The organism is Thiosocius teredinicola (assembly GCF_002009425.1).
Lineage (GTDB): Bacteria > Pseudomonadota > Gammaproteobacteria > Chromatiales > Chromatiaceae > Thiosocius > Thiosocius teredinicola.
On record NZ_CP019936.1, the window covers coordinates 2611720 to 2633950 of the forward strand.

Consider the following 22231-nt stretch of genomic DNA (forward strand, 5'->3'; position numbering starts at 1 on the left):
GTGCGAAACCTCAGTCGTCATGTTCCGGCGGCAGCGCAATCACATCGTGCATCATCGGCGTTGCCAGACTCATTCCGCGCTCAGCTGCCGCTTTGACGATCAGTGCACGCAGCAATTGCCGGGTGCGCAGCAAATGTCTTACATCTTTGGTGTAGTAGTAGACGGTCCACTCGACCGCATAGTCACCTGCATCGGTAACCCGAACCTCCGGTTCGTACTTGAATTCGACACAGGCGCCAACTTTCTGCTTGGCACGCTCGAATGCCGCATCGAACATCTCATTGACGGCGGCTTCATCGAAGTCGTAACCAATCTTGAAAACCAGGGCCTCACGCAGTCCCTTCGCCGAGGCGAACTTGGAGAGGTTGTGAATGGTCATGCCCCGCAGCTTGGCGTTGCTGAACATGATGCGATGGTTGTTGACCAGGTTCAGCACTTCCGTATGGAAGATCTTCGTCTTATAGATCACGCCCAGCACCGACTCGCCGTCGCTCACCTCGATGACGTCCCCTTCCTCGATCAGGCGACTGTTCAAGATCACCAGGCCGCTGATGATGTCCGGCGCCCAGGAACTCTGCGTCAGCGCCAACAAGACCCCGATGAAGCCGATGACACCGCCGGCTTCCAGCAGGCTGTCCAGCCCCAGGATACGCACCACCGCGATCAATGCGACAACGAACAACAACATTGAGCTGAGCAGGCTCAACACCCGGACATTGTAGGTTTCAGACCAGGTACTCTCGCCGTTGACGATGCGTTCCCGGCCGAAGCGTCGTTTGATCAGATAGTTCGCGACGTGGGCGCTCAGGTAGGCAAGAAAAGCGACCAGCACAGCGGCCAGCAGACGCGTCATCCACGAATGCGAGGCGATCGGCAGAATCAGGCTGTTGAAGATAACGACCGACAGCACCAGCAGGTTTGCCGCGCGGAACATGTGCAATTTGCCGCGAAAGCTGTCGCTGTTGTCGCTCCTGTCGCTGAGGTGTTGCAGCAGCGGCCGGGAAAACAGCATCAGCAACACGTTGGCCAGCATCAATGCCAGTTCGAGATTGGAGAAACGCGCCAAGAACGGGTGCGCTGCATCCAGAAGTTCTTCCATTAGTAATTCCTAAAGTTCCGTCGCAATTATGCCTGATGCCGAACAGATCGACAGTTTCTATAGACGTATAAAGGCCTCATCGGATCGCAAACCCAGGCATACCTAGATCGCAGCACGCAGATAGGCCGTCGATTAGCGTGGTTGTGAGCAAGGTTTCGGTCAGAACGGGGGAACATTAAATTTGCGCGGAATCTGCGATCGAGATTGGCTAGAATCCCTTTCGACTACAAAAACCTACAATCCTTCGTGAACCTAAAGGAGATTGTCTCTATGCGTCACGTCCCTTCCTTGGCGGTATTGTTGTTCGGGCTCCCATTCGTCGTGTCTGCCGGCGAACCGCAGGCGTTTGAGTGGACCAAAGAAAAATTCGACATGGTTGCTACCGGCGACGCCGAAACCGGCAAGGTACTGGCAAAGAAGTACCGCTGCAAAAAATGCCACAACAAAGACGGTATCAGCGATGACCCGGAGATTCCAAGCATTGCCGGACAGCGCTCCACCTACATGTTCAAACAGATGCACGACTTCCGCGAAGGCATACGCGACGATTCAGACATGCTCAAAGTCGCGCGCAAGATTTCCGACGATGAAATGATCCATATCGGCGCCTGGTACCAGAGCCTGGAACGCGCGCCCAATGTCGGCGGATCGGCGCCGCTACGCATGAAGGTGTGCGACAGCTGTCACGACAAGGACATCGTCGAGGAAGACAACCAGATCGAAGTCGCACCGATACTGCTCGGGCAGGTACGGCAGTACCTGGAAGCCTCGATGCAGCAGTTCCGCGAAGCGAATCGCAACAATGACCTGTTCCAGCGAATGCAAAGCGAGTCGCACAAGCTGACCGACGACGAAGTCAAACAGATCGTGCGTTACTACGGCGCGGAAGATATCGAATAATGAGCCGTAATTGATCGCTGGGCGATCAGTGCGATTGCCCAGCGGTCGATCTTCATGTGCGCACGCCGGTAGCCCGGCTGCGCCTTACTCCTCTGGCAACACCTCGAGTGTGTTGCCGTCCTGGCTGGCAAACCAGGCTGCCAGATCTTTCATATCCTGAACACTCAGATTGGCGACCATTCCGCCCATCAGCATGTCTTTGCGTTTGCCGGATTTGTACTGTTTCAACGCCTGCAGCAGGTACGATTCGTATTGCCCGGCCAGTCGCGGGTTCGCCCCGATCGTGGAGTTGCCGTCAGCCCCGTGGCATCCGGCACACACCGCAGACTTTTCCTTGCCCGCCTCCGGATCACCACCGGCGATGGCAACACCACCCGCAAGACACAACGCGGCCGCGACGACGCCGGCTATTCTGTTTTTACGCATACCCTCGCTCCTCATTTGCCGACCGACGAGAAAAATGCCGCGATGTCGGCAATATCCTGATCACTCAACGCCAGTGCGTTGTTGTGCATCGTGCTGTGCGCACGCGATCCGCTACGGTAGGCAAGCAGCGCGGAAATGATGTAGGCCTCGTTCTGACCGCCGACTTTGGGAACGTGATAATTCGGATACGCATTGGAATATGAAGGGATCGCATGACACCCCAGGCAGGTATCCGCCTTGACCCTGCCCCGTTCGGCATCCCCTTCAACTGCCTGAGCGGACGTCGTCATAGCGACAGCCGCCAGCATCAGCGGCACGCGAAGTCCACCTATCCACCTCATCAGCATATCTCCCCCTTTGATAGTTTTTTGTGCAGCCAAAGTATACGCAGAACACTGCCCATTTGCGCCTATGTAATCCCCACCAAATTTAGTATTGCGCCGGCCACTGTCTAGCAGTTTGTAACTATATTAGACTTTACAAATCTATTTAGATCGCACGCCTTTTACGCACGACCGAAAATCAAGTTGGACGAGATGTGTACCGCCGCCGACATCGCCCCGTCGATCGCAGCTACCCGTTCGACAGCACAAGGCCAAACTCCCCACGCTCCAGCATCCGGTCGCCCGACCTATCGATATGGCACAAATTTGGCTTCGATGCTGTCATTCGTTGTTCCCCGGGTAGCGCCCCATTGACCGCCTGTACGCCGCAACACCGTATTCATCACGGCCGCCGACACCGGCCCGCGTGATGCGCAACGCATTTCGCCCGACCGCTGTCGTCTTTAATGCACCAACACGATCCTGACGTGGCGGTCGACGCACAACTTCGAAGCACGCGCGAATCCGCAAGACTATGCTTTACCGTCATTCGCTCGACATTCGACACGGCGATGCTTGGCGCCCCCGGAAGGCAACCCGCCAGATGCCAATGATTTGCAAGGAGTCTCAACATGCAAGCCGATCCATCGTCCGCTGACCTGCACCGTCTCATCGAGGCGCGTCACCACGACCCGTTCTCCGTGCTGGGCAAACACCCGGCCGACCAGGAGGAAGACGTCGTCCGCGCGTTCATTCCGTCGGCCAGCGACGTATCGATCGTCGAAGGCAATATCTCTCTGCAGCGCGTGCCCGGCACCGACCTGTTCGAGTGGCGCGGCAGCCATGGCACCGTACCCGACCGTTACCGCCTGCTGTGGAAGGATGACGGTCATCGCGAGCACGTCGGTCACGACCCCTACAGCTTTGCGCCGCAGGTCAGTGATTTCGACCTGCACCTGTTCGGCGAGGGCAAGCACCGACATGCCTATCGCTTTCTCGGTTCGCACCCGCACGAAATCTCGGGGGTTGCCGGCATCCTGTTCGCGGTCTGGGCGCCCAACGCCGAGCGCGTCAGCGTGGTCGGCGATTTCAACCAGTGGGACGGCCGCCGTCATCCGATGCGGGTACGCGGCGGCAGCGGCGTATGGGAGCTGTTCATACCCGACCTTGGACCGAACCAGCTCTATAAGTACGAGATCCGCAACCGGGACAGCGGCGAGATCCTGCTCAAAAGCGACCCCTATGCGCAGGCCTATGAACTTCGTCCGGACACCGCGTCGGTCGCCGTGGGTGCAGAACCCTACCCGTGGAACGACGCGCCATGGCTCGCCAAACGTGCCAACGCCGACTGGCAGCACACGCCGATGTCGATCTACGAGGTCCATCCGAGTTCCTGGCAGCGCGGTATGGAAGGCGAGTTCCTCAACTATCGCGAACTGGCGCACCGCCTGGTCGACTACGTGATCGGCATGGGATTCACCCACATCGAGCTACTACCGATCACCGAGTACCCGTACGATCCGTCTTGGGGATACCAGGCGACCGGTTATTTCGCGCCGACCAGCCGCTACGGCAGTCCCGACGATTTTCGCTACTTCGTCGACTACTGCCACCAGCACGACATCGGCGTGATCCTCGATTGGGTGCCGGCCCATTTTCCGAAAGATGCACACGGCCTGGCACGCTTCGACGGCACTCCGCTGTACGAACACGCCGACCCCCGACTGGGTGAACACCTCGATTGGTCGACCCTGATCTACAACTATGGCCGCAACGAGGTCAGAAACTTCCTGCTGTCGAGTGCCATGTTCTGGCTGGAAGAGATGCATATCGACGGCCTGCGTGTCGATGCCGTCGCCTCGATGCTGTACCTGGATTACTCGCGTGACGAATGGGTGCCGAATCGCTACGGCGGCCGCGAAAACCTCGAGGCCATGGATTTTCTGCGCGAACTGAACACCATCGCACACGCCGAGCAACCGGGCGTGCTGATGGTCGCCGAAGAATCCACCTCGTGGCCGATGGTCAGCCGTCCGGTCGAGATCGGCGGCCTGGGTTTTGATATCAAGTGGAACATGGGCTGGATGAACGACACCCTGGCGTACATGGAACACGATCCGGTGCACCGCCGTTTCCACCAGGGCAACCTGACCTTCAGCATGTTGTACGCATTCACCGAGAATTTCCTGTTGCCGTTCTCGCATGACGAGGTCACGCACGGCAAACAGTCGATGCTCAACAAGATGGCCGGCGACGAATGGCAAAGGTTCGCCAACCTGCGCACGCTGTATACCTACATGTTCTGCCACCCGGGCAAGAAGCTGCTGTTCATGGGCTGCGAGTTCGCCCAGGGCATCGAGTGGAACTGCCTACAGGCGCTCGACTGGTACGTACTCGACTACCCGCAGCACCAGGGGATACAACGTCTGGTCAAAGACCTTAACGGCCTGTATCGCAGCACGCCGGCGCTCTACCAGTACGAGTTCGATTGGCGCGGGTTCGAATGGATCGACTGCCACGACGTCGACAACTCCGTGTTGACGTTCGTGCGCCGCTCAGACGACGACTTTCTGATCGTCGTGCTCAATCTGACGCCGATACCGCGTGAGGGCTACCGGATCGGCCTGCCTGAGCCCGGCGAGTACGAAGAGATCTTCAACTCGGATGCCGCCATCTATGGTGGTTCGAATGTGGGCAACGGCGGCCGGCGCCTGGTCAGCGAAGACCTGCCCTGGATGGAGCGTGGCTGTTCGATGCAGCTGACGCTTCCGCCGCTCGCCGGCATCGTGCTGCGCCGTTGTAGCTGAACGCCGATGCCCAAAGATTCACATACCGTCTGGCCGGGCGGTCCCTATCCGCTCGGCGCTACCTGGGACGGCGAAGGCGTCAATTTTGCGCTGTTCTCGGAGCACGCCGAAGCGGTAACCCTGTGTCTGTTCGACGATCGCGGGCGACGCGAGATCGATGCCATTCCGATGAAATGGCAGACCGACCAGGTATGGCACTGCTACCTGCCGGACGTTCGACCCGGCCAGTTATACGGCTACCGGGTAGACGGCCCCTACGACCCGGCCAACGGCCACCGCTTCAATCCCAACAAACTGTTGATCGATCCCTACGCCAAGGACATCCATGGCAACGTTCGCTGGAACGACGCCTTGTTCGGCTACACGATCGGCCACGCCGATGGCGATCTGCATCGCGACAGCCGCAACAGTGCCCCGGGCATACCGAAGTCCCGGGTCGTCGATCCGACCTTCCCCTGGGGCGACGACAAGCCGCTGGGCACACCGTGGCACGAGACGATCATCTACGAACTGCACGTGAAGGGCTTCACCTACCTCAATGAAAAGGTGCCGCGCCAGTACCGCGGCACCTACGCCGGCCTGGCGACCGATCCGGTGATCGAGCACCTGCAGCAGCTCGGCGTTACCGCGGTTGAGCTGATGCCCGTGCACAGCTTCATCAACGACCGTCACCTCGCCGAGCAGGGCCTGAACAATTATTGGGGTTACAACACCATCGGTTACTTCGCGCCGCACGGCGAATACTCGGCCTCCGGCAACATCGCGGAGTTCAAGACCATGGTCAAACGCCTGCACTCAAACGGCATCGAGGTGATCCTCGACGTGGTCTACAACCATACCGCCGAAGGCAACCATCTCGGCCCGACACTGAGTTTCCGTGGCATCGACAACTCGGCGTACTACCGGCTGACGGCGAACGACAAGCGTTATTGCATGGACTACACGGGTTGCGGCAATACGCTGAACACGATGCACCCGCGTGTGCTGCAGTTGATCATGGACAGCCTGCGCTACTGGGTGCAGGAGATGCACGTCGACGGTTTCCGCTTCGACCTCGCCGTGTCGCTGGCGCGCGACAGCCACAACGTCAACCAGCTGTCGGCCTTTTTGAACATGGTCCACCAGGACCCGGTGCTGTCACAGGTGAAACTGATCGCCGAACCCTGGGATCTGGGCGAAGGCGGTTTTCAGGTGGGCAACTTCCCGGTCGGCTGGACCGAGTGGAACAGCCGCTATCGCGATACCTTTCGTGCCTACTGGAAGGGTGAAGGCGGCCTGATCGGCGAACTCGGCTACCGTTTGACCGGGTCCAGCGATCTGTACTCGTCGAACGGCCGCAAACCGTACGCCAGCATCAATTTCATCACCTGCCACGACGGTTTCACCCTGCACGATCTGACCAGTTTTAACGACAAGCACAACCTGGCGAACGGCGAAGACAACCGCGATGGCGAGAGCAACAACCTGAGCTGGAACTGCGGCGCCGAGGGCCCGACCACCAACCTGCATATCGTAAGACGCCGCGAACAGCAGAAGCGCAACCTGTTGGCATCGCTGCTGTTGTCGCAAGGTGTGCCGATGCTCGCTGCCGGCGACGAGATGGGACGCACGCAACAGGGCAACAACAACGCCTATTGCCAGGACAACGACATCAGCTGGGTGCACTGGGATCTGGACAAGCAAGACGAGGAACTGATCGCCTTCGTAAGACGCGTGATCCGGATTCGCAAGAACAACCCGGTGTTCCGGCGGCGACACTTCTTCCAGGGACGGCGCATCAAAGGCGGCAACGTCAAGGATATCCTCTGGCTGAGCCCGAGCGGCGACGAGATGACCGACAAGGAGTGGTCGCATTCATACGCTCGCTCGCTGGGTCTGCTGCTGCATGGCAATGCCATCGAAGAGCAGGATTCGCGTGGCCGGCCGATCCGTGGCGACACCTTCCTGCTGATGTTGAACGCCCACCACCAGGAAATCGGCTTCTGCCTGCCCAAACAGATCGGCATAGCACGCTGGGCGGTCGAGCTCGACACCAGCTTCCCGACCGGCGACCGCGACGACGGGCGCTATTTTCACAGCGGCGAAACCTATCCCCTGAAAGCCCGATCGACCGTACTGATCCGGCTGATGCGCTCGCGCAAATCGAACGCCGCCGAGGCACCCTCTTCGACCAGCCGCCAGTGAAAACCTAATCGTGACGATTGACTTACTTGATGCACCTCAACCTTAATTTATCTGATGATAAACACCGTCGATCAAGCGCCTTTCAGCGGCCCGTCCAGGCACGGTCCGTGGTCCGGCTGCCGGTCAAACGGGTCGCAGTAAGCCCGGGGCCGAGCGCTCGACACGACACACGACCCTGAAATGCACCCGAGGACGGAAGCGTGGCCAGACAGATGCCGATTTCGAGGATCCGATTGCCGGATGCCGCCGAACGCTCGCCGTTTCGAATCCGCGCCTGCCGCGTATTGAGTACCCCCACACCATGAACGCTGAACGCCCGACGATCATCTACACGCTTACCGACGAATCTCCGCTGCTGGCCACCCAGTCGCTGCTGCCGATCGTTGAAACCTTCACCGCACCGGCCGGGATCAACGTCGAAAAGAGCGATATCTCGGTCGCCGCCCGCATCCTCGCCGAGTTCGGTGACTACCTCGCGCCCGAGCAGCGCGTTCCGGATGCGCTTGGCGAGCTTGGCAACCTGACCCAGGAAGCAACCACCAATATCATCAAGTTGCCCAACATCAGCGCCTCGGTGAATCAGCTGCAATCGGCCATCGCCGAGCTGCAGGCACATGGCTACCCGGTGCCGGACTACAGCGACGAACCGCAGACCGACGACGAGGCAAAGATCAAAGCGCGCTATTCGAAGATCCTGGGCAGTGCCGTCAACCCGGTACTGCGCGAAGGCAATTCGGACCGGCGCGCGCCGGCCGCGGTAAAACGCTATGCGCGCAAGAACCCACACGAGATGACGCCCTGGAGCCCGGCGTCGCGTACCCATGTCTCGCACATGCGCGGCGGCGATTTCTACTCCAGCGAAAAATGCATGACGATGGACGCGGCCTGCGACGTCCGCATGGAGCTGGAGACCAAGTACGGCGAAGTCATCGTGCTCAAGGAAAAGACCTCGCTGATCGAGGGCGAGATCATCGACAGCATGTTCATGAGCAAGAAGGCCTTGTGCCGATTCATCGAAGAGCAGTTGCAGGACGCCTACGAAACCGGCGTGATGTTCTCGTTGCACGTGAAGGCCACGATGATGAAGGTCTCCCACCCGATCGTGTTCGGTCATGCGGTCCGGGTGTTCTACAAAGACCTGTTCGAAAAACACGGCGAGCTGTTCGAGCGCCTCGGCGTCAACCCGAACAACGGGATCAGCAGCGTCTACGAAAAGATCCAGCAGCTGCCCCGCTCGGTACGCGTCGAGATCGAGGAAGATATCCACGCCTGCTATCAGACGCGCCCGGAGCTGGCGATGGTCGATACACGCAAGGGCATCTCGAACCTGCACGCCCCGAACGACGTCATCGTCGACGCCTCCATGCCGGCGATGATCCGTGCCGGCGGCAGGATGTGGGGGCCGGACGGCAAGCTCAAAGACACCAAGGCGGTGATGCCCGAGAGCACCTATGCCCGCATCTACCAGGAGATGATCAATTTCTGCAAGACCAACGGCGCGTTCGACCCGACCACCATGGGCTCGGTCCCCAACGTCGGTCTGATGGCGCAGAAGGCAGAGGAATACGGCTCTCACGACAAGACCTTTGAGATCCCGGTCGACGGCGTGGCACGCATCGTCAAAGCGGACGGCACTCTTCTGATCGAACAGAAGGTCGAGAAAGGCGATATCTGGCGGATGTGCCAGACGAAAGACGAGCCGGTGCGAGACTGGGTGAAACTCGCCGTGAAGCGCGCACGCCAATCGAAGATTCCGGCGGTGTTCTGGCTCGACGAGTATCGGCCGCACGATGCCGAGCTGATCAGGAAGGTCAAACACTATCTGGGCGAGCACGATCTCAGCAATGTCGATATCCAGATCATGTCGCCGCTGCGCGGCATGCGGTATTCGCTGGAGCGGATCATCCGCGGCAAGGACACGATCTCGGTCACCGGCAACATCCTGCGCGATTATCTGACCGACCTGTTCCCGATCATGGAGTTGGGTACCAGCGCGAAGATGCTGTCTATCGTGCCGCTGATGAAAGGCGGCGACCTGTTCGAGACCGGTGCCGGCGGCACCGCACCCAAACTGATGCAACAGTTGGTCGAAGAGAACCACCTGAGTTGGGATTCGCTCGGCGAGCTGTTGGCGCTGGCGGTATCCATCGAAACGCTCGGCGAAAAAACCGGCAACGGCAAAGCCAAGATCCTGGCGACGACCCTCGACCAGGCGACCGAATGCCTGCTGGACAACGGCAAATCGCCGTCACCGCGCACCGGCGAGATCGACAACCGAGGCAGCCATTTCTACCTGGCGATGTACTGGGCCGAGGCATTGGCAAAGCAAAACGACGACGCCGAACTCCAGGCGCGCTTTGCACCGCTGGCCAAGGCGCTTGCGGAAAACGAAGACAAGATCGTCGCAGAACTCGAGGCAGTGCAAGGCGGTGAAGTCGACCTGGGCGGCTACTTCAATGCCGACGCAGCTCGCCTGCAGGCCGTCATGCGGCCCAGCCCAACCTTCAACAAACTGCTGCAAGATGCCGCGTTCTGAATAAGCGCGGCCGATAATCACGGCCCGGCTTTCGGTCTCACACCGACCGCCGGTGCCGTGAAGCCTATAAGCGCTGCCACGCCAGCTCTAACGTTCGATTATGAGTAGCGCATTACGCGCCCGCCGGGCGTCGTCCGTGCTCATCCTGAATTCCCCTCGACACAGCCGTTGCGACAAAAATTTTTTCGCTTAGGGCTTTAGTTCTGCCGGCGTCGACCGCTAACAGAAAGCAAATACTGGTTGGAGCCTGGGTCAGCCGTTCTGTGTCACAGGCGAGCACATCAACGGACATCGTTATGACGTCAGTTGCCGGTGCACTGCCAGCGATCGGGCGCCCGCGGAAGACGCGTCGATAACAGATCGCCGGCGCCGTTCGGCGGCCTTCGCGGCCACCGACAGGACACCAACCGAATAACAACCTCTACACACTGCCGAGTCACAGCATGAACACTCTGAAGACGTGGGTTTCAGCGATGCTGACGTTCTGCCTGGCCGGGAGCAGCCTTGCTGCCGAACAGGGCTCTGCAATCGGACTCCTGTTGAAGACCCGGCAGGATGTCGATTACCGCCTCGACAGCGTCGGATTCTCTGCGTCGCTGCTGACACCCATCGGACTGTTCCGATGCGACCCCAGCCTGCTGCACGGAGAGAGTCGCATCGACTCGTTCAACAACATCGTCGGCATCTCGGATGTACGCGACGCGGAATGGAAGGACTTCACGGCTCGCGACCTTGAATGCCGATACGGGGCCAAGTGGGATGTTGCGGGTGGAACGCTGAAGGCCGGCATCGGTTTTCGCGACTACAACGGCGCAACGAATCACGAACCGGGGGGCAAAGACATCCGCATCAAAGGGGCCGGCGCCCTGATCGACTACGACGGGGTCGTGTTCGATGCAAAAGTGCAATGGCAACGCGAAGACCACGACTACACACTGATGCACCAAGCCAGCGTCGGCAGCTACGACAGCCTGGTCGATGCAGTCGAAGACACCTACTCGGTGAAAACGACCTACAAACTCCTTTACCTGAATGCCAAGCACGTCGATGGCAACAAGGACAACGTCTATACCACCCCGCTGTTCCCGACAAACAGGTTCACCTATGCCTATACCGACGTCGCCCTGGGTCTGCGCCTGAACCCGGAGGCCAACGGTTTGACCACCATCGCGCCGATCTTCGGTGGCGGCTCTTACCGCGGCTCTTTCAACCCACTGCAAGGCAACACCGGCCTCAAGGGCATCGAACTGGCCGGACGGGTGGATGGCTACAACCTCGAACTGGAGATCCTGCGGCATACAGGCGACGGAGACCGGCCTTACCTGCCCGCCACCCAGTTGCTCGCCGAACGCAAGAAGACAATGGTCATCGCCCTGGCGGTACACAGGAACGATTGGCGCGTTCGGTTGGAAAACGCCAGGTCGGAGCACAACGCCAACGCAACGATCGCAAGCCCGGTCTACGCCTTCATCCTCGGCGGGTACGGACCGTTCAACAACCAACGCAAAGAAAACAAGTGGACGCTTTCTGCCTCGTTCCCGGTGCACAAACGGGTAACCGCAGACCTTTCCTTGTATTACGCCGACCGCCACGACCAACAGTACAACTATCCGGCACATGACTATTCGGAAGCAGGCGGCTTTGTGCTGCTCACGTTCCCGTTGTGAGTCTCGCCGCTTCGCTTGCCGGTGTTCGCGCAGTAACACCACGTTTAGCAGCACGTTCGGCTGACACGGCAGACTCGGCCCGCAAGGCTAGGCTGACGCCGGCGCTTCCACCGTTTCGATCCTGTTGCGACCGTTCGATTTAGCGCGGTAAAGGGCCTCATCGGCCGTCGCGATCATCGCATCCGGCGTCTGCGAGGAAATCAAACGACCGGAGCTGTACAGGCCGACGCTGATCGTCACGCTGATCTCCTGCCCGTCGACGGTCACCGGCGCGGACTCCAGTGTGCGCCGCAGTTCTTCGGCGACGCGCAAGGCCCCTTCGTTCGGGGTATCCGGCAGCACGGCAAGAAACTCCTCGCCACCGATGCGACCGACGATATCGTTGGCGCGCAGCCGCTGCTTGATCGTCGTCGCTACGTGTTGCAGCACGATATCCCCGGCCTGGTGGCCGTAGCGGTCGTTGACGCGTTTGAAGTGATCGACATCGATGATCATCAGGCTCAATGACTGTCCATTGGCCTCGGCTTTTGCGTAGAGCCCATCCATCGTTTCGAACAAGGCGCGTCGGTTGGCCAAGCCGGTCAGCGGATCCTGCAACGCGATGCGGCGGTTCTGTTCCGCACTCTGCTCAACCGTCTTCAACACGAAACCGAACGCCAGGAAAAACATCCCGAGATAGTTGATCATGTAGAACAGCGTGTTCAGCGAGTCTCGCGACTGAAAAGGCGAGATCTCGTGCCACCCCAGCCACAGCGCAAGCGCGCGATACGCCATGGTCGTCATACCGACGACCAGGGTCACGGCCATGATCATGCGACCGCGGCCGACCATCAGGTAGCCGGGGCGCAACAGGGCCCACAGGATCAATGCGATCTGGTAGAACAGGATCAGCGAAGCAACAATGAGCCTGGATTCGCGGTCGTCGAGCAGCAGCAGGCTGCACACCGGCATCAGGATCACCGGCACCACGTACAAGGCGGGCGGCAGCCGTTCACGTCGGCAGCAGAGTACCGCCAGCAGTATCAGCGAGAGCGTCAGCGAACCCAGCATGTTGCCAACGCCGACTGCGAGAACGTCCGGGATCTTGCCGCGCGCGCCCAACACGAGGTAGTAGCCGCTGTTGGCGACCAAGCCCCATGCGAGCTGGCTGAGGCCGGGGATGGATTGGCGAAGCGCCACGGTAACCACCGCCAGCGTCATCGCCACGTTGGTGACGACGCTGACGAAGTACATCGTCGGGATATCGAGTGTCATGCGAGGCCCCGCGACTCTCCACACCAGAGAGCCGAATATGCATTGAGAAAAGAATGCGCTTCCCTCGCTTGGCCGGATAATAGTCGAACATCAAGGACGCGAACAGCAAAAGTCCGCGCTGTCGCCGGTGGTATCGAGCACATGGGCAGTTGTTCTTATTCGATGCAGACCGATCCGTATGAATCCTAGCGGCAGAACGCCGCTCCGCCATCGCCGAACCTTACAGTCTGAAGTATTGCGGTGCCTGCAGACTGGCCGGGCCGACCATCTCCTTGTTGATCTTCGCCGTCTTGGCGTACGAGCCCGGGTTGTAGTGGTTCGGCGGATGGTTCGAACTGAGCCAACCCATCTGCTGGTAGGTATTGGCCACCATCTGCGCACAGAATGAGTTGAGCATCCCGCAATCGATGTCGGCCTGGCCTTCCAGCCAGTGCAGGAACTCCTGCTTGGTCGGCGGGAACGGCGTACCGTCATAGTGGTACATGACCGACCACAAACGTTGTTCGTCGATATCGACACCGTGCAACCGCGCAACGGCGAACCGGTACGTCGAACCATCCGGCGACGGATAATACTTGTCCAGATTGGCGAGATACTCGTCGAGCATCAGCAGATGCGTGCCGGGATGATCCGGGTTGGCCTCTTTGTGTATCTGGTCTTCCATCTTGTCGACCGTGTCGGCGGTCCACACGTACAACTGGGGGTGGCCGTGCAGACGCACAATCATCGCGGAATGGCTGAAATCGGTTCCGTCGACCTCTTCGATCAACCGGCTCTCCGCCGCGGTGCCGCTGCACAGCAGCACAGACCCGCAGCCGATGCTGTCGGCAATATCCGCCAGCGTGTCGAGCGCCGCTTCTGCATAGCCCTTCGGCTGATGATGAAGCTTTACCGCGAGGTCCTCGGCTTCGTCGAATACGTCTTTCAATATGCCCATCTCATCTCCCCTCGTGTTATTCGAAATTTTCAATCGCGCCGATGTGACGCAGTCTCGAGCTGCGGCTGGTTCACTGCGCGCCGGCGAGATGGCCCGCAGAAAGATGCCCAATACGTGCTATCGGCCGCTGAGAGCGCAGCGGCGCCTTGCCTTCCGAGACGCGCAGGTGCTTAGTCGAGCAGACACCGGTACCGTTGTTGCCCGCACAGGCGATGACCGCCTGGTAGTTGATGCTGGAATGATTCGCCAACAGATCGATCTTGCCGAGCAGGTTCGTGCTGTAGAAAGCGACGAGGTAAACACAAGGCGTGTGCTGAAAACCCAGCTCCGCAGGCGGCAGATGCGGTACGGCGTCATAAGCGTTCTGCACCCGCAAGGTGGAGCACGGCGCCTGCTGTTCGAAGTAGCGGACGAAGGCTTTATTGCCCACCCGGGGTGACGCGAAGTTGATGTTCGTGACGGTGATCGACGGACGGGACAGGCCAAGGTCGAGCGTAAATAACTGACTGAGTGCAGCACCCAGGCTGTGTCCGGTAACGATCAACTCATCGATCGGTTTGTCCGACGACTGGTAGCTGTCGACCAGCGCAAACAACTGCTGCTGCATCGAGGCCTGGGTGCCGCCCGCCGTCTTGTAGATATCGTTGAATCCGGATTCGACCTTCACGCTCGAGGGCACACCGATGCTGCGGTCGTAGGCCACGAATGGTTGAGGTTCTATGCCGCAGTCGTCGAGCATATCGAGCGCACTGTCGGTACCGCGGAAGGCGAACACGTAACGCCAGGGCGCCGCAGTCGAGCGAAAAACCAGGCCGTAGGTTTCCGCCGTTTTGTCGCGGCCGAACACCGAATCGATGCCGGTCCACGCGTCCAGCAGCTCGTATCCTTGCGGAGCGGTTACCCGTGCGCGATCGCACGCCGCAGCCGTCTTTTTCGAGAAAGCGTTGTAGGCCTGTATGCAGCATTCAATCAAAAGCTCGATCCGGTCCGCATCGACCTGTCGAATATCGGTGACACACGCCATCTACAGTTTTCGCTCCGCTTTGTCATGGAAAGAGTCGGCGCGATACCAAGGGATGCTCGTCGGACGAGCGAGCCGTCCGTGATGCAAAGCGCCAAAAACCATAACGGCCATCAAAGGCGATCCTGAAACGCTGGGAAGGTTCGCGCGGATGGAATGTGCGGAGCCCGCATCGCGGAACGAGAATCACGACTGTGTGACGGGAGAAAAGCGGGAAGAAAGCGCGCGCGACGTACAACAGACGTCGCGCGCCGAAGATCAGACAGACCCGGTCGTGCTCCGTCTCACCGGGCGATGCCCGAGATCCATGGCGGATCGCAGGCATCTGCGGCGGTTCGAAGGTTCAGTTCAGCGGTCGCGACAACGAGGTCGATTTATGCAACCAGGGTTTCCACCAGTAGTTCTTGTGCTCGATCGCCATGTCGAGCGTGCGGTGTAGGGTGTCCAACCCCAGATTAACCTGCATATCGAGCGCGTTGGTCGCCACATTGCGGAACAGCGAGAACAGGCGTTCAACAGCCGCCATCGAGTGTTCCGCCGATTCGTGGTGCGCGCCGGGCAGCTCCACCTCGGCAACGATGACGCCATCGTCGCTACGAATCTCGACGACCTCGCTGACCTTGTAGACCAATCTGCGCATCTCATGGTTGTCGGCCAGGCATTCGAATCGGAATCGACGAATGTCACGTTCGACTGCCGCTTCGACGAGTTTCTCCAGAAGCTTGCGACCGACACCCTTGCCCTGCAGATCGTCGGCCACGGTGATGGCCACTTCGGCACAGTCGGATTCCGGGCCAAGGCGCACGAAGCGAGCGACCGCGATGCCCTCGCCTTCAGCGCCATCGGCGTTCAGCTCGACGGCGCCGATCGCAAAGTGATCGCGCTGATCCAGTTCGGTGAAATACCGCAGTTCGGCATCGCTGATCGACTGCTTGCCACCCATGAACCGTTTGTGTCGAGAGGCAGAAGACAAACGCTGAAAACCTTGGCGCAAAAGCTCCTTGTCGTGGGGCTGGATCAGGCGCAGCCTGACGCTCTGGCCACCGGGTAACCGCATCTGTTCCTGATAACGGTCGTTAAACATCAACACCGTTCCCATCTCTACAACTCCTCAGGCTTATGAGTGCCTAAAACCAACTTATATACGCAATCTTGTTGCAGTGCAACATCGGAAAAACTTCCCGTTTCTTTAGTTCCTTAGCGAAAAAACCTCTTGCGGAATGTAGTTACTCCCATCCCCCATGAACCGTCGAGCGGGGCGCCAACGAAACGCGACGGCCGTCAAAATCGGCGGCTCACCAGCCTTTCAAAGTGAGTCGGAGCGCACGCCAGCCGATCACTTCGGTCGGGCATCAACCAGTGCGCCCCTGCCCGGTGGGCGACACACGATGTCGCAACGATTTCGCCTACAGCACGTCGGTCGTTTCCCTGATCGCACAATGGAAACGCAGGTGTAGTATCAAAGTTCCCAACGTGGCCGCCGGCCGACCCAAAGGAAGGATTGTCGTCCGCGGCTTCAGATCGGCAGATCGGCAAGAAGCGGGAAGCAAAGAGTCGCCCCGCGGCGTTTCAGAGGGAGGTGGAATCGATGACGTTTCATGCGCAGACCTACGAAGGCCTCGTCAGCCAGTTCAGCGAATCGCAGTCGCGATTCTTTCCGCAATACCAGGGCGATCGGACCGACTTCGACATCGTTATCATCGGCTCGGGTATGGGCGGCGGCTTGCTCGCCGACGACCTCGCCGACCGACTCGGCCAGCAGAAACGCATCCTCGTTCTCGAGGCCGGCTCGTACCTGTTTCCGACCCACGTGTTCAACGTGTGCCGGTTTCCCAACGCCGAGGTGGCTTCTCACTACAAGGTGAAGTCGTTCTACCAGTTCGGTAATGGCGGGTCTCAGAACTATATCCACGAACAGCCGCAGCTCAATTTCGGCGGCCGTTCGGTTTTCTGGTCCGGATTGATCCCGACCGTGCAGGACTGGGAACTGGACTTCTTCCCCGACCCGGTTCGCAATGCCTTGAGCGATGAATACCTGCAGTTGGCCGGCGACAAGATGAACGCCTCCGCTTCGATGGGAAAGACTGCCCAGGCGATCGTGGAGCGCTTGCGTGCAAGCCCGCTGGCCGACGAGTTCGATATCCAAGAGACACCACGCGCATTGCACCAACCCTATCTGAATGCAGAAGGCGCACCGCAGGATGAGTATTTCGTCGAACCGACCGGCGTTTTCAACACCGCCGAGTTGCTGATCAACCAGGTCGGGCAGCCAAGCGGTTTTCGTGACCACAACGGCAACGGACTTCACCTGTTGCTGAACCACTATGTTGAAGACGTGCAGAGTCTGCCCAACAATCGGCACCGCCTGATCGTTCGCAACGTGTTGAGCAACGAAATCCGCACCTTCGATACCAACGTTGCCGTGCTGGCCGCCGGGTCGATCGACAGTCCCAAGCTGTTGAATCGCTCGAGCCTGGTCCATGAGCTACCCGACGATGTCAAGCCGCTGATCGGACGCGGGTTGACCGATCACCCGACCACCGACTGGGTCGGCACGGTTGTCGACGGTATCGGGGACCTGGAGATCCCGCGCAACGCGCACGCCAAGATCGTGTTCTATTCGCGTGGCAAACGCGATGCGCAGAACCAGATCAAGTTTCCGTTCAACGTCGAGATGAACATCAACCACGAGTATTGGCATCTGCGTGAAAACGATCCGCACGAACCAGCGCAACCGATCGACATGTCGAACGATCCGTCGATCCTCGAGATCAAGTTCAGCTTCGGCAACTGCATCGATGACGGCAACGAGGTTCGCCCGGCGCCGCCCTTCGGCTACGTACCCGAGATCGTCTTCAAGAACCTGAATTGGATGGACCACCTCGCCGGCTCTCGCTTCCCTGCCCTTGCCGGCTGGAACAAGCGTCACGACGAGATATTCGGCATCCTCAACAACATCACGACACAAATCTTCGGCCAGTTCCGCCACAACGGAAACCCGGTTGCGCCGAACCCGCCCAACCCCTACGGCAGCAACTTCACCGATTTCGGATTCGGCACGGTGCATCATGCCGTGGGCACGCTGCGTATGCCGTATCGGCCGAGCTACACCGCCGACGTCAGCAACGCCAGCGTCGTCGACGAGAACCTCAGAGTAAAAGGTACGGGCAACCTGTACGTGTGCGACATGTCGGTGATGCCGTTCAGCTCAGCGGCAAACCCGGTACGCACCCTGGGCGGACTCGCATTGCGCCTTTCGCGCCATTTGGGTTAGGCGCAGAAGCTGGATCAGCGCGGGCTCAATCTTCCAGCCAAGCGCGACGAAAGCTGTCGTGGATCGGCTGCAGCAGATAATCGGCCATCGTGCGTTCGCCGGTGCGGATGAACACCTCGGCCATCATGCCGGGTAGGATCTGCTTGTCACCCAGACGCTCGACCTGCTCCAGCGGGACTTCGACCCGCGAGATGAAGTAGGTCTCGCCGGTTTTGTTGTCGAGCAGCGCATCGGCCGATACATAGCGAAGTTGTCCATCGAGTTCGGGCGTCGTGCGTTGATTGAACGCCGTCATACGGATCGCGGCCGGCAATCCGACGGTGACCTTATCGATATCCTGAGGATTGACACGCGCCTCAATGATGAGTTCGTCATTCGACGGCAAGAGTTCGAGCAAAGTCTCGCCAGGGGAAACGACGCCACCGATGGTGTGTACACCGATATCGACCACGACACCGTCAACCGGCGACCTCACCTCGGTTTGTTTGTACACGTGTTCGGCGGCATTCATCCGTTCGCGAAAGTCGAAGATCTCCGCCTGCACCTGTTTGAGTTCGCTGACGACCTTCTCGCGAAATGCCGCGCGAACCTGGTGAATCTCCAACTCTTTGCGCGACATCTCGGTTTGCGCCGACGCAATCTCAGACTGATGCTCTGCACGGCTGCCTTCCAAGCGTGCCGACTCTCGTTCGAGCTCGAGAACGCGCTGCTTGCCGCCCAGCCCTTTCTGATGCAGCTTGCGAACGCTCGCCAGTTCATCGCGCACAAATACCAATTGCTTGTTTTCCGAGCGGACCTGCGCCTTGCGACCATCGACGTCCTGTTGCAAACCGGCGATTTGTTTCTCCAGGATTGCCACCTCGCCTGCTACAGCCTCGCGACGCGCCTGCCACAGTGCGCGTTGCGACGTGATGATCTCTGAGATCGTCGGCTCACCCGATCGCTCAGTGAAGGAACGAGGAAACTGAATATCCTCAGCGCCGTCACGCTCCGAGAGCAAGCGCGCTTCTTGTGCCACAGCGACATCATAGCCGTCACGCAATATCGCCAGGGACGCGGCAGCACGCGTTTCATCGAGACGCACCAGTACATCTCCGGCACTCACCTTGTCGCCGTCACGCACCAGAATATCTTTGATAGTACCGCCTTCGAGGTGCTGAATTTTCTTGCGATTCGAGTCCACTTTGATGGTACCGGCGGCGACCACCGCTTCCGCCAGCGGGGCCGTTGCAGCCCACACGATGAATCCACCCATCGCGATCAGCACCACGACCATGCCTGCCAGAATGCTGCGTTTCGGATCGACCGGCAGTGGCGAAGGCGCGGCGCCCGGCGGGTGCATACTCATGCCCCCTGCACCGCATTGCCTACCGTCAGGCGGCGCGTGATCTGCGGCATGACTTCTGCCGTAGGACCGTAGTGCGTGAGCGCGCCTTTCTGCACAACCATCATCTTGTCGACACCGCCAACCAGTGTTGGCCGATGCGCAATGACGATAACGGTGCTGCCGCCCTGTTTAAGTTCGTCCACTGCGTTACGCACTGTTGCTTCGCCTTGTGCGTCCAGATTCGACGTCGGCTCATCAAGCACAATCAGTGCAGGCCGGCGATAGAAAGCCCGCGCCAGACCTATACGTTGGCGCTGACCGCCGGACAGGTTCTCGCCGCCCGCCCCTATCTCGGTAGCATAGCCGTCGGATAGCCCTACGATGGTTTCGTGCGCACCGGCCAGCTTTGCTGCATCGACAACCGCTTGAGCATCGACCTTGCCGAAACGTGCGATGTTCTCTGCAACCGTTCCCGGAAACAGTTCGACATCCTGCGGGAGATAGCCGATATACGGCCCGAGTACATCGCGCGACCATTGCGCAAACTCGGCGCCGTCCAGCCGCACCAGTCCCGACAACGGCTGCCAGATGCCGACCATCAAGCGCGCGACCGACGACTTTCCGGCAGCGCTCGGCCCGGTGAGCCCTACGCTGGTGCCGGGTTCTATGCGGAAACTCATGCCGGTGACCACGTGCCGATCGGCACCCGGCGGCGCTGCGAACACATTGTCGAAAACCAAATCGCCTTTCGGTTGCGGCAACCGCATCGGTTCTTCGGCGTCACCATCGCTAGCTATCCAGTCACGCAATCGCGTGCGCGCCTCGCGCGCACTCAGAAGCTGATGCCAACCCGCTATCGCCACCTCGATCGGCGCGAGTGCCCTGCTACTGATAATCGACGCCGCAATCATGACGCCGGCCGATGTAACCTCGTTGATCGCGAGATAGGCGCCGACGCCGAGGATTGCGACCTGGATGGTGAACCTTAGTGCGCGCGCCGAACCTGCGGCGACACCCGAAATATCGCTGGCGCGGGCCTGTAGCGAAAGGCCGTCATGGTGCCATTTGCGCCAGACCGCACGCAGCCCCGGCAACATACCCATCGCCCAGATAGCGTCACGGTTACGACAACCCGCATCGACAAATCGATCGGCAACCATCGTTCGCCCAGCAGATTCTTTGAGGGGGGTTCGGGTCGCCCTCTCGTTGACCAGTGCAATAACAAGCAACAGCACAGCACCCGTCAGTGCCACATGTCCTAGCCATGGGTGCAGCAGATAGACAAAAAGGAGGTAGATGGGCGTCCACGGAGCATCAAACAAGGCCAGCAAGCCACGGCCGGTCATGAATGAGCGAACCGTTGCAAGATCGCGCAACGGTTGCGCACCGAGCCCATCGTACATGGCAACCGCGAATGTACTGTCTGAAACACCTTGGTCGAAGCGCGCACCTACGCGCACCATTACACGGGCACGAATCGCCTCCAACACACCGAGGACAATCAGTGCGGCCACGGCGACCAGCGACAGCAGCAACAGGGTGTCGACACTGCGCGAGATCAGTACGCGGTCGTAGATCTGCAGCATGTAAAGCGGTGACACCAGCATCAGCAGGTTGATGCACAGGCTGAAGAACACCACAGCGAGCAGTGCCGGGCGTGCAACAGCAAAGCCGGCGTCCAGCGCGTTGCGCTTGGCTGTCATGGGCTGACCGAGCCTAGTGCTAGGCGAAGTCGGTAGCGCGGACACCTCGACGCATTCGATTCACCGCCAGTGCTCCCAAAGGTAGCAGCATGATGAGCAGCGTGGAGGGAACGGGAACAACTGCATCCGGATCATCGGTGACACCGGTGATTTCGTACGCCAGATCGATACTGGGTGAATCGACAATCCAATCGGGCGACAAGGCCGGCTCGCGATAGGCATTGGCGCCATCACCAACTGAACTCTCCGCCCAATACCAGCCAACGGGATTGTTGCCCGTGTTGGAGATGTTGACGATCGATAGCCAGTACGACAAACCATTTTCGAGTGCCAAAGCGCCACTGGCTATATCCAGCGAATACGCATAGACGTCCTCACCAAAGATATCCTGCACGCCGGTCAAAGATCGCATCGCGGGCGCGCTAGCCAGTTCATAGAGCAGATCGCCCACCGAACCGGCCGCATCCGCGAACACGCGGACGATGAAATCGTCGGTAGACGGGGTTCCGTCGTACGACCCCCACCAACTTATGTTCTGAACGTCGACATCTGCAGTAGCCGTCAATGATTCTGCAGTTTCGATCCCACCTCCCAGGTCGTCCAGGTAGCTGTCGATGGCGTCAGGGGAAGGCGTCAGCAACGGTTGCGCGATCGACGTTACCACCGCCGCGTTGGCGCTCGATAGCGCGAGCGACGCTGCTACAGCGAGAAACCAAGGAAACTTGGACTTGATACTTTTCGAAAATTCCATGTCTTTCACTCTTCTTTGTATT

The 22231-nt window shown here is 59.5% G+C and carries 16 protein-coding genes; 6 read left to right on the forward strand and 10 right to left on the reverse strand.

Going from position 1 to position 22231, the window contains the following annotated elements:
* Positions 1–10: 10 nt before the first annotated feature.
* A complete protein-coding gene (locus tag B1781_RS12545) occupies positions 11–1099 on the reverse strand; it encodes a mechanosensitive ion channel family protein (RefSeq protein ID WP_078119992.1) in 1089 nt (362 codons plus the stop codon).
* A gap of 270 nt (positions 1100–1369) precedes the next feature.
* On the opposite strand from B1781_RS12545, the gene B1781_RS12550 reads away from it, so the two are divergent.
* A complete protein-coding gene (locus B1781_RS12550) occupies positions 1370–1999 on the forward strand; it encodes a c-type cytochrome (RefSeq protein WP_125932065.1) in 630 nt (209 codons plus the stop codon).
* An 84-nt stretch (positions 2000–2083) separates the two neighbouring features.
* On the opposite strand, the gene B1781_RS12555 is transcribed toward B1781_RS12550, so the two are convergent.
* Together B1781_RS12555 and B1781_RS12560 are read right to left on the reverse strand one after the other, a co-directional pair.
* Positions 2084–2425 carry a c-type cytochrome gene (locus tag B1781_RS12555; protein ID WP_078122041.1) on the reverse strand — a complete coding sequence of 114 codons (342 nt, stop codon included), beginning with the start codon at positions 2423–2425 and terminating at the stop codon, positions 2084–2086.
* A gap of 11 nt (positions 2426–2436) precedes the next feature.
* Positions 2437–2766 (reverse strand): c-type cytochrome, encoded by a 330-nt coding sequence (locus B1781_RS12560; protein WP_078122042.1) that lies wholly within the window; start codon positions 2764–2766, stop codon positions 2437–2439.
* A gap of 614 nt (positions 2767–3380) precedes the next feature.
* Here B1781_RS12560 and glgB point away from each other — a divergent pair.
* The 4 genes from glgB to B1781_RS12580 all read left to right on the forward strand — a co-directional run bounded on the left by glgB (position 3381) and on the right by B1781_RS12580 (position 11942).
* The gene (gene glgB / locus B1781_RS12565; protein ID WP_078119994.1) at positions 3381–5555 is read left to right on the forward strand and encodes a 1,4-alpha-glucan branching protein GlgB; all 2175 of its coding nucleotides are present in this window, start codon (positions 3381–3383) and stop codon (positions 5553–5555) included.
* Between the two features lie 6 nt (positions 5556–5561).
* A complete protein-coding gene (glgX, locus tag B1781_RS12570) occupies positions 5562–7739 on the forward strand; it encodes a glycogen debranching protein GlgX (RefSeq protein WP_078119995.1) in 2178 nt (725 codons plus the stop codon).
* A gap of 301 nt (positions 7740–8040) precedes the next feature.
* Complete coding sequence (locus B1781_RS12575; protein ID WP_078119996.1) at positions 8041–10275, forward strand: NADP-dependent isocitrate dehydrogenase; 2235 nt, start codon at positions 8041–8043, stop codon at positions 10273–10275.
* Between the two features lie 443 nt (positions 10276–10718).
* Complete coding sequence (locus B1781_RS12580) at positions 10719–11942, forward strand: hypothetical protein (RefSeq protein WP_125932066.1); 1224 nt, start codon at positions 10719–10721, stop codon at positions 11940–11942.
* An 87-nt stretch (positions 11943–12029) separates the two neighbouring features.
* Here B1781_RS12580 and B1781_RS12585 read toward each other — a convergent pair whose 3' ends face one another.
* The 4 genes from B1781_RS12585 to B1781_RS12600 all read right to left on the reverse strand — a co-directional run bounded on the left by B1781_RS12585 (position 12030) and on the right by B1781_RS12600 (position 16238).
* Complete coding sequence (locus B1781_RS12585; protein ID WP_078119998.1) at positions 12030–13196, reverse strand: GGDEF domain-containing protein; 1167 nt, start codon at positions 13194–13196, stop codon at positions 12030–12032.
* 220 nt (positions 13197–13416) lie between these two features.
* Positions 13417–14133, reverse strand: a complete 717-nt coding sequence (locus B1781_RS12590) for a hypothetical protein (RefSeq protein WP_078119999.1) — start codon at positions 14131–14133, stop codon at positions 13417–13419.
* 70 nt (positions 14134–14203) lie between these two features.
* Entirely contained in the window at positions 14204–15157 is a 954-nt protein-coding gene (locus tag B1781_RS12595; protein WP_078120000.1) for a lipase family protein, read from the reverse strand.
* Between the two features lie 340 nt (positions 15158–15497).
* Complete coding sequence (locus B1781_RS12600) at positions 15498–16238, reverse strand: GNAT family N-acetyltransferase (protein ID WP_164513376.1); 741 nt, start codon at positions 16236–16238, stop codon at positions 15498–15500.
* A gap of 504 nt (positions 16239–16742) precedes the next feature.
* Between B1781_RS12600 and B1781_RS12605 the strand changes: the two genes are divergently transcribed.
* A complete protein-coding gene (locus B1781_RS12605; RefSeq protein WP_078122043.1) occupies positions 16743–18428 on the forward strand; it encodes a GMC oxidoreductase in 1686 nt (561 codons plus the stop codon).
* Between the two features lie 25 nt (positions 18429–18453).
* Here the strand turns inward: B1781_RS12605 and B1781_RS12610 are convergent, their stop codons facing one another.
* Genes B1781_RS12610 through B1781_RS12620 form a run of 3 tightly spaced genes read right to left on the reverse strand, consistent with a single transcriptional unit; the run spans position 18454 to position 22209 of the window.
* Positions 18454–19776, reverse strand: a complete 1323-nt coding sequence (locus B1781_RS12610) for an HlyD family type I secretion periplasmic adaptor subunit (protein ID WP_334223707.1) — start codon at positions 19774–19776, stop codon at positions 18454–18456.
* Positions 19773–21458, reverse strand: coding sequence for a type I secretion system permease/ATPase (locus tag B1781_RS12615; RefSeq protein ID WP_078120003.1), 1686 nt, complete (start codon positions 21456–21458; stop codon positions 19773–19775). Before B1781_RS12615 ends, B1781_RS12610 begins: the two co-directional genes overlap by 4 nt.
* Before the next feature lie 19 nt (positions 21459–21477).
* Positions 21478–22209, reverse strand: coding sequence for a hypothetical protein (locus B1781_RS12620; protein WP_078120004.1), 732 nt, complete (start codon positions 22207–22209; stop codon positions 21478–21480).
* Positions 22210–22231: the final 22 nt, after the last annotated feature.